Source organism: Pleomorphomonas koreensis DSM 23070, from assembly GCF_000425185.1.
Classification (GTDB): domain Bacteria; phylum Pseudomonadota; class Alphaproteobacteria; order Rhizobiales; family Pleomorphomonadaceae; genus Pleomorphomonas; species Pleomorphomonas koreensis.
Map to the genome: position 1 here is coordinate 1 of NZ_AULH01000041.1, position 7,532 is coordinate 7,532.

Annotated in this window: 8 protein-coding genes, 2 pseudogenes and 1 riboswitch; of the genes and pseudogenes, 1 reads left to right on the top strand and 9 read right to left on the bottom strand. The window is 67.2% G+C overall.

What is annotated here, in order from left to right; all coding sequences use genetic code 11:
• The 5 genes and pseudogenes from H512_RS0119570 to H512_RS27945 form a co-directional block, all read right to left on the bottom strand.
• Positions 1-198 (bottom strand): transposase (locus tag H512_RS0119570; protein WP_026784853.1); only part of this gene is annotated, 198 nt, incomplete at its 3' end.
• Positions 199-545: 347 nt separating this feature from the next.
• The gene (locus H512_RS0119575; RefSeq protein ID WP_084798644.1) at positions 546-836 is read right to left on the bottom strand and encodes a hypothetical protein; all 291 of its coding nucleotides are present in this window, start codon (positions 834-836) and stop codon (positions 546-548) included.
• A gap of 44 nt (positions 837-880) precedes the next feature.
• Positions 881-2,365, bottom strand: a complete 1,485-nt coding sequence (locus tag H512_RS0119580) for a MutS-related protein (protein WP_026784855.1) — start codon at positions 2,363-2,365, stop codon at positions 881-883.
• The gene (locus H512_RS27685; protein ID WP_026784856.1) at positions 2,362-2,583 is read right to left on the bottom strand and encodes a hypothetical protein; all 222 of its coding nucleotides are present in this window, start codon (positions 2,581-2,583) and stop codon (positions 2,362-2,364) included. The genes H512_RS0119580 and H512_RS27685 overlap by 4 nt, the downstream gene beginning before the upstream one ends.
• Positions 2,584-2,638: 55 nt before the next feature.
• Positions 2,639-2,989: pseudogene (locus tag H512_RS27945) on the bottom strand (MutS-related protein); the annotation flags it as partial.
• A gap of 139 nt (positions 2,990-3,128) precedes the next feature.
• Here H512_RS27945 and H512_RS27195 point away from each other — a divergent pair.
• Positions 3,129-3,434: a hypothetical protein gene (locus tag H512_RS27195; protein ID WP_026784858.1), complete on the top strand. Its 306-nt coding sequence runs from the start codon at positions 3,129-3,131 to the stop codon at positions 3,432-3,434.
• A 75-nt stretch (positions 3,435-3,509) separates the two neighbouring features.
• Here the strand turns inward: H512_RS27195 and H512_RS27200 are convergent, their stop codons facing one another.
• The 4 genes and pseudogenes from H512_RS27200 to H512_RS0119615 form a co-directional block, all read right to left on the bottom strand.
• The gene (locus tag H512_RS27200; protein WP_026784859.1) at positions 3,510-3,824 is read right to left on the bottom strand and encodes a hypothetical protein; all 315 of its coding nucleotides are present in this window, start codon (positions 3,822-3,824) and stop codon (positions 3,510-3,512) included.
• Positions 3,825-3,905: 81 nt separating this feature from the next.
• Positions 3,906-4,304, bottom strand: coding sequence for a fluoride efflux transporter CrcB (gene crcB, locus H512_RS0119605; RefSeq protein WP_036792941.1), 399 nt, complete (start codon positions 4,302-4,304; stop codon positions 3,906-3,908).
• Positions 4,305-4,495: 191 nt separating this feature from the next.
• A pseudogene (eno, locus tag H512_RS25125) lies at positions 4,496-5,744 on the bottom strand (phosphopyruvate hydratase); the annotation flags it as partial.
• A 25-nt stretch (positions 5,745-5,769) separates the two neighbouring features.
• Positions 5,770-6,621 (bottom strand): universal stress protein, encoded by an 852-nt coding sequence (locus H512_RS0119615; protein ID WP_026784861.1) that lies wholly within the window; start codon positions 6,619-6,621, stop codon positions 5,770-5,772.
• Between the two features lie 118 nt (positions 6,622-6,739).
• A riboswitch (Fluoride riboswitch) is annotated at positions 6,740-6,800 on the bottom strand.
• Positions 6,801-7,532 lie beyond the last annotated feature (732 nt).

Genomic DNA, 7,532 nt, shown 5'->3' on the forward strand with positions numbered 1-7,532 from the left:
TGTCTCCCAGTCCCGGTCGCGATAGCCGTTGCGCTGGGCTAGTCGGAAGCCATTCTTCTCGCCATAGCCCGCGCCGGTCTTCGTGCCGACCTCCAGCATCATCAACTTCTCGGCAGCAAAGCCGATCATCTCGCGCAGCAAATCGGCGTCGGCGCTCTTCTCAACGAGTGAGCGCAGGTTCATCATGTCGTCGGTCATCGGTGGTGTCCTTCAGGTTGGTCTTGAACAACCCGACCCTACCGGAAAACACTGGTGACCACCGCTACCCTGCTACACCACGCCCTGGGACACGATCCCCGAGCGTCGCGAATAGCGTCTGGTTGAGGCCATTCGTTGCGGAAGCCGTCGTTGAAGCTCTTGATGGACTCGTTGCTGGTCGGTTTGCGTGGTTCTGAGAAGTCGGAGACGACGTCCTTCTGGTCGGCCCACAGGTTGAGGCCCCGGCTGAAGAACTCCGGCGTTGTCCGACCACCTAGCAGACCCGGCGCTCGGCCTCCTTCATCGTCGATCGGACATGTCAATACAGGCGTAGCGACGTGCGGGGCTCAGAAGTTACCCGTTGCGGCCTCAGCCAAGGTGAGCTCGTCGAGCGTCAGATCGGCGACGGCTTTCAGCAAGTGGGAGTCCTCGGCCTCGAGGTCACTGAGCTTGCGGCCCCGATCAGACGTCGGGCCACCGCCCCCGCGCCGCGAGCGATAGTAGGTGAGCGTGGTGACGCCGACGGCCCGAACCGCACCTACGACGGGGGCTTGGCCGGTCTGCACGTCGACCTGACGTAGCTCGGCGACGATCTCTTCCGGATGGCGCTTTCTCAGCATCGCATGGTCCTTCGTCATTGTCCGTAGACATGCCTCGGAATGGACCAATTCGATGGGGTGGATCACATCACGGCGGCGAACAGCTCGCGGCCGAAGCTGGTGTCCAGCGGTTCGGCGCGCTCCAGGGGGAAGACGCGGCCGTCGTCGGCCGGTCTATCGGCCCTCAGGAACAGGCCGTCGTCGCCGTGCTCGGCGAGCATCGCGTGGGCGAAGGTGTAGAGGTGGGTCACGAAGGCGACCCGCACGCCGCGCGCCACCAGCGCGCTGGTGATCTCGCCGGCGATCTTCGAGCCTTCGCGCTCGTTGGTGGCGGCGAAGGATTCGTTGAACAGGAACAGCGAGCGATGGCTGGCCGCCCTGACGAGGCCGTCCATGCGGTCGAGTTCCTCGTCGAGCTTGCCGGAGCGCATGCTGGCGTCCTCCTCCTTGCGGAAGTGGCTGAGCAGCCGGTCGGCGAGGCTGGCCGAGAAGGCGGCGGCCGGCGCCATCAGCCCGGCCTGCATCATCAGGAAGGCGAGGCCGAGGTCGCGCAGGAAGGTGGTCTTGCCGCTGCGGTTGGCGCCGGTGACGACGATGAAGCGGCGGCCGTCGGCCTCGATGTCGCTCGCCACCACCCGGCCGTCGGTCCGGAGACCGAGGCCGATGTCGTAGAGGCCGGTGGCGGCAAGGCGCAGCGCCTCGGGGGCGGCGGGCGCCGGCAGGCAGAAGGGCAAGCCGCGTTCGGCCAGGGCGTCGCGCAGGTTGAGGCCGCCGAGGTAGAAGGCCAGCTCGCTCCTCAGCAGGGAAAAGAAGCTCGCGACGTGATCGGCCGATTGCGCCACGGCGTTGGCGACGAGGTTCAGCCCGCGCGCTTCCAGTTGTTCGCGGGCCTTCCAGCCGGCTTCGTCGCGCGGCGCGATCTCGAAGTGAAGCGACGGCGCGTGGCGCCCGGTGAGATATTCCAGGAGGGATTTCTCCTTCGGCCAGCGCCGCAGCACGTGGCCGACACCGTGGTTGCCGGCGCCCAGCGCGGCGCTGATCAGCACGCCCTCGTTGAACTGCAAGCGGGCGAGCTCGGCCTCCACCTCGGCGAAATAGGCGGCGTCGAGTTCGCGGTCGAGCATGGCGAACAGGCCGCGGAAACCGGCCGAGTGGAAGCGCTCGCCATGCTTGTCGGCCAGGGCCTTGATGCGGCCGAGCAGCGCCATGAACGTCGCAAGTAGGCTTCTCGACCGGCCGAGGATCGACGACGGGGAATCGGCCCAGTGCCAGCCCTCCTTGCGCTCGGTGTCCAGCGCCTCGCCGGCCAGCGCGTAGATCTCCTTGACGACGCGCGGATTGTCCAGGCAGTCGGTCGGAACGCCCTGGCGGAAACGGACGAGCTCGACATCCGCCTCGGTCGAGCCGAGCAGCACGGCGCGCGCCACCTCGGCGATCAGCCTGTCGCCGGCCGCCATGGCGGCGACCGGCGTTTCCAGGCCGAGGTTGGCCGTCAACGCCTCCGCTTCCGGCGGCAGCGGGGCGGCGAGATCGAAATCGCGGCCCGGAAACAGCAGGTGCACTTTCATGGGATGCGCTCCCTGAGGCGGCGATAGGTGAGGCCGTGCCGCTTGGCCAGCGCCATGGCGTAGGCGAGCCCGTCGGCCGGGCGGCGCGTCAGGCGGAAGGTGCGGACGGCGTCGTCGTCCGGATCGACGCCGCCGACCAGGCTGACGGTGGCCGGCGAGAAGGACTCGAGTTCGTCGATGAAGGTGACCCAGACGCCCAGAAGGTCGAGGGCGCTCAAGGCGCGTCATCACCTCGCGGCTCAGCCAGACGGCATCGGCCAGCGTGGTCGAGGTGAAGATCTCGTTGAGGATGACGATGCTGCCGGCCGTCGCGGCGGCGAGGATGTCGCGCATGCGCATGAGGTCGTCCTCGAGCTTGCTGCGCTCCGATCCCGCCATCTCCGGCCGCTCGAAATGGGTGAACACGCGATCGGGGAGATGGAGCCTGGCGGCGACGCCCGGCACCGGGCAGCCGAGCGCGGCGAGGTAATGCAGTTGTCCGAACAGGCGGGCGAAGGTGGTCTTGCCGCCCTGGTTGGGGCCGGTGACGACCAGGATGCGCTCGGTGCCGCTCAGACGGAAGTCGTTGGCGACGACGGTCCGGCCATCTTTTATCAGCTTGGCCGCCAGCGCCAGGTCGAACACGCCCTCGGCGTCGATCGCCTTGCCCGGCGTGACCTCCGGGTAGCAGAACGCCAGGCCGTGGGCCTTGAGCGGTGCGATATGGTCGAGCCAGGCGAGATAGAACTGCGCCTCGCGGTCGAAGGCGGCCGAACAGGTCGGCGTGGAGCTCGGCGACGAAATCGAGGATGCCGGCCTCGATATGGTTCATCTCCCCGGCGTCGGAGAGCTTGACGCGGTGGTCGCGGGTGTCCACCTCCTTGAACTTGTCGAAGACGCCGAGAATTTCCTCGGTGAAGTCGGGCTCGTCGTCGAGCGCGCCGACATGGACGTGGCTGCCGATCAGGTAGACGAAATAGGAAACGGTGGAGAGCTCCCGCTTGAGGGCGGCGGCGCCGGCCGGCCGCGTGAACCGGTCCGCCTTGGCGTAGGCGGCGAGATAGTCGCGGAAGGCGATAAGACCGGGTGAAGCGAGCTCGGTGGCAGCGAAGGCGGCGGCAACGCCGCGGACGGCCTCATCGTAGAGCAACACGCCGTCGAGAAATCAGGCCTGCCGCTCCCACTCATAACGGATCGACTCGATCCGCCGCCGGTTGGCGTGGAGCTCCCGCATGCCGCCGGCGAAGGCGTCGAGCGTGGCGCGCACCTCGGGCCGTTCGAGGTCGCGGAAGATCGCCTGCCGGTAGAGGACGCCGTCGATGTCGCGCAGCGGCGCCCGGAAGATCGGGCCCAGATTATATTCGGCCTTCGGCACCGTGGCGGCGGCGACGATCTGGTCGAGGTTGAGGTCGCGGAAACAGGACGACTCAGCCGGCGCGCCGTCAAAGGCGGTGGCCGGACCGGCCGCGAGAATGCTCACCGCGACGGGCCGTGATCGCGGCGCGGCACCGGCAACCGGAGGAGGGGCGGGAGAGCGGGCTTGCATGGCAACCTCGCCGGCTCAGGCTTGCGCCGGAACCGCCAGCAGGCGCACCAGCGCTAGGCCGGAGAACAGCGCGCCGATGGAGAGGACGACCGACGCGGCGGCGTAGGCGAAGGCCGTCACGCCCTCGCCGTGCTCCCAGAGCACGGCGGTGTCGAGCGAGAAGGTCGAGAAGGTGGTGAAGCCGCCGAGCACGCCGGTGGTGAGGAACAGGCGCAGCGGCTGCGGCAGGCCGCTCTTCTGCGCCCAGTATTCAGTGAGCACGCCCATGACGAAGCTGCCGATCACGTTGACCGCGAAGGTGCCGTAGGGAAAGCCGACGCCGAAAAGGCGGGCGGCGCCGAGATTGACGCCGTGGCGCAGGACGCCCCCGACGCCGGCGCCGATGAACACCAGCAGATAGCCAAGATAACCCATTGGCACAAATCTCCGGAAAGGTGGGCGGCGCCGGCTCGAAACTCTACTGGAGCGGGCATCTGGCTTAGAGCTCTGCGCTTCCGGTGCTCACGGATCTTAAAGTCCGCTCCGCTCCGGTTCTCGAACTCGTCGCTATCTGCCGCACTCCAGCGAGTTTCGGCGCGGCCCGCAGGCCAGATGAAGGGCGAGCGGAACTCGGCGGCCGCTCCCAGCTCCGCTTCGATCTCCAGCAGGCGGTTGTACTTGGCGATGCGCTCGGAGCGGCAGGCCGAGCCGGTCTTGATCTGGCCGCCGCCCATGGCGACGGCGAAGTCGGCCATGAAGGCGTCCTCGGTCTCGCCGGAGCGGTGCGAGACGACATAGGCCCAGCCGGCGGCGCGGCAGAGGGCGATGGTCTTCACTGTTTCCGAGACGGTGCCGATCTGGTTGAGCTTGATCAGCACGGCGTTGGCCGATTTCTCGGCGATGCCGCGCCTGACGAAATCGACGTTGGTGACGAACAGGTCGTCGCCGACGATCTGGATGCGGCCGCCCTGCCGGGCCGTCTGGTGAGCGAAGCCCGCCCAGTCGTTCTCGGCGAGGCCGTCCTCGATCGAGGCGATCGGGTAGGCGGCGATCCACTTGTCGTAGATGGCGATCATCTCCTCGGCCGTCCGCGTGCCGAGGCCGGACTTCCCGAGCTCGTAGGCGCCGTTCTCGAAGAAGGAGATAGCGGCCGGGTCGAGGGCGATGACGGCATCCTCGCCGGGCTTGTAGCCGGCCGCCTCGATGGCGGCGACGATCAGCTCGCAGGCCTCCTCGTTGCTCTTGAGGTTGGGGGCGAAGCCGCCCTCGTCGCCGACCGCCGTCGAATAGCCCTTCTTTGCCAGGATCTTGGCCAGCGCGTGGAACACCTCGGCGCCGCAGCGCAGCGCCTCGGCGAAGCTGGGCCGGCCGGCATGACCATGAATTCCTGGAAATCGACCGAATTGTCGGCGTGCTTGCCGCCGTTGAGGATGTTCATCATCGGCACCGGCAGGCGGGTGGCGCCGACGCCGCCGAGATAGGCGTAGAGCGGCAGGCGGCTGACGGCGGCGCCGCCCGCGCCACGGCCATGGAAACGCCGAGGATGGCGTTGGCGCCGAGCTTATGCTTGTTGCCGGTGCCGTCGAGCTCGATCATCCGGGCGTCGATCGCCGCCTGCGCCGTCGGGTCGCAGCCCTTCAAGGCGGGGCCGATAACGTCGGTGACGTTGGCGACGGCCTTCAGGACGCCCTTGCCACCATAGCGCGCCTTGTCGCCGTCGCGCAGCTCGACGGCCTCGTTCTCGCCGGTCGAGGCGCCCGACGGTACGGAGGCGGACACGCACGTGCCGTCGTCGAGCGCCACGTAGACGCGGATGGTGGGATTGCCGCGGGAATCGAGGATTTCGCGGGCGGTTACCTTGTCGATCAGGGCCATGAAGGGTCTCCTTTGTTGGCCGGTTTCAGCACATCATGAAAACGGGGATGCGGGCGGCGGCGAGCACGTCGCGGGTGACGCCGCCGAGGATCGCCTCCCACAGCGCGCCGTGCTTGAAGGCGCCGATCGGCAGGCTGTCGCCGCCGGGCCGGTCGACTGACGCGAGCAGTTGCAGGCCGACGCTGCCGGCCACGCGCCTGAGCTCGACGCAGTCGGCGGCGATGCCGAGCTCGGCGAAGAAGACGCGGGCGGAAGTCTGGTAGGAGTCGGCGCCGGGCTTTTCGACGGAGACCACCGTTACCTTGTCGGCCCGGGCGAGCCAGGGCAGCGCCTGCCGCGCTGCCCGCTTCACCGGCTCGCCGGGCTTCCAGCCGACGACGATGTGGCGGCCGACGGTGCGGGCCGGCGGCGGGCCGGCTCTCGGGTCTGTCCGGGGATCGGGCGGCGCCACCAGCAAGAGCCGCTTCGACCAGAACAGCGTGGCGTGGAAGGCGTCGCGGCCGTCGAGGCGCACCGGGTTGCCCATCACCACCAGGTCGGCGTCGGCTGTCTCGGCGGCGACCAGCGCGCCGACGTCGCCCTCGTCGTGCTTCCAGGTGACCGGCGCGCCGGCCCGGCCGGCGATCCAGGCGTCGAAGACCGCCTTGGTGCGGGCGAGGCGGGCGGCGATGGTGCCCTCCCGCAGCTCGCGCAACTGCTGGATGGCGATCTCCTCCGGCGGCACGAAGGCGAAGCGCGGGTTGAAGCCGACGTGGATGGCCGAGATGGCGGCGTCGAAGCCGTCGGCGGCGGCCAGCGCGCAGTCGAGGCAGGGCATCACCGTTTCCGGCTCGGGCAGCAGCGCCACGATGATCTTGGGTTCGGCCACGGCGTTCATCGTCACCCTCCATCACGAGCGGCAACGGGATTTTCCGCGCCGGTCACAAACCGGGCAACAAAAAACCCGCCGACGGCGGGTTTCGGAAACGCCCCTGCCGCGACGGACCGTCGGCCCGTTTCAAGCAGGAGCTATCAGCGCTGAGGCAGTTGTCGGGAAGCTCCATTCCCATCATTGATTGGAATATAGTGTTCGAGCAAACATCTGTCAAAGCGGAGATCAAGCTACGCATGCATTTGCAGCCCGAATAGGACTGGTTTTGTCGGCGACGTCCAGTCGCGACGGCTGAGCCGAAATACTCAAGGCACTATGGCCAATCTGAAGGCCGACCTCATTGGTGAGGCGGACCACCATCTCGTTGAGTGTGATGTCTTTTCGCACTTCAATCATCGCGAGCACAACGCTTTCATGCGGATCGAGGTGGGCGTCGCGACTACAGTCCTGTGCTCATGCAGACCATGCGCCCGGCTTCGCCTGGTCGATCCTGCGGATCGCAGTCGATATGCCCACCCCCGAACCGAACTGGCGCTTGAAGAGCTGAAAAGATCATCACAGGCTGCTTAGGGGTCGTTTGCGGTATGGGGCGAAATCCTACGCTAGCGGTGCTCTAACGAGAGGGGCTTGCTTGATTGATCTGGTTCAGACGATCGAGAACGGAGCGCAGGGAATGGGCGATCCGCATTTGTATGCGCTTGCCGGCGACGCAACAGCCAAGCTGCGAAAGACAAGTCGAAGCCACGCGGTTAGCGTAGGAAATGGCCTGAGTGGCGCACCCTCGACGATCTGCCTTTCATCGTAAGGGCTTTGCAGGCTGTCAGACCCATGTACTTCGTGACGTTCACTTCGTTCCCTTGCGACCATACAGCCTATCGAACCTCGCCATTTCGACATCGTCGAAGGGCCAAGGCGAG

What these genes read in the sequence shown, in the direction of transcription:
- H512_RS0119575 (WP_084798644.1), bottom strand. Translation starts at nt 836, where the DNA reads ATGACGAAGGACCATGCGATGCTGAGAAAGCGCCATCCGGAAGAGATC.
- H512_RS0119580 (WP_026784855.1), bottom strand. Translation starts at nt 2,365, where the DNA reads ATGAAAGTGCACCTGCTGTTTCCGGGCCGCGATTTCGATCTCGCCGCC.
- crcB (WP_036792941.1), bottom strand. Translation starts at nt 4,304, where the DNA reads ATGGGTTATCTTGGCTATCTGCTGGTGTTCATCGGCGCCGGCGTCGGG.
- H512_RS0119615 (WP_026784861.1), bottom strand. Translation starts at nt 6,621, where the DNA reads ATGAACGCCGTGGCCGAACCCAAGATCATCGTGGCGCTGCTGCCCGAG.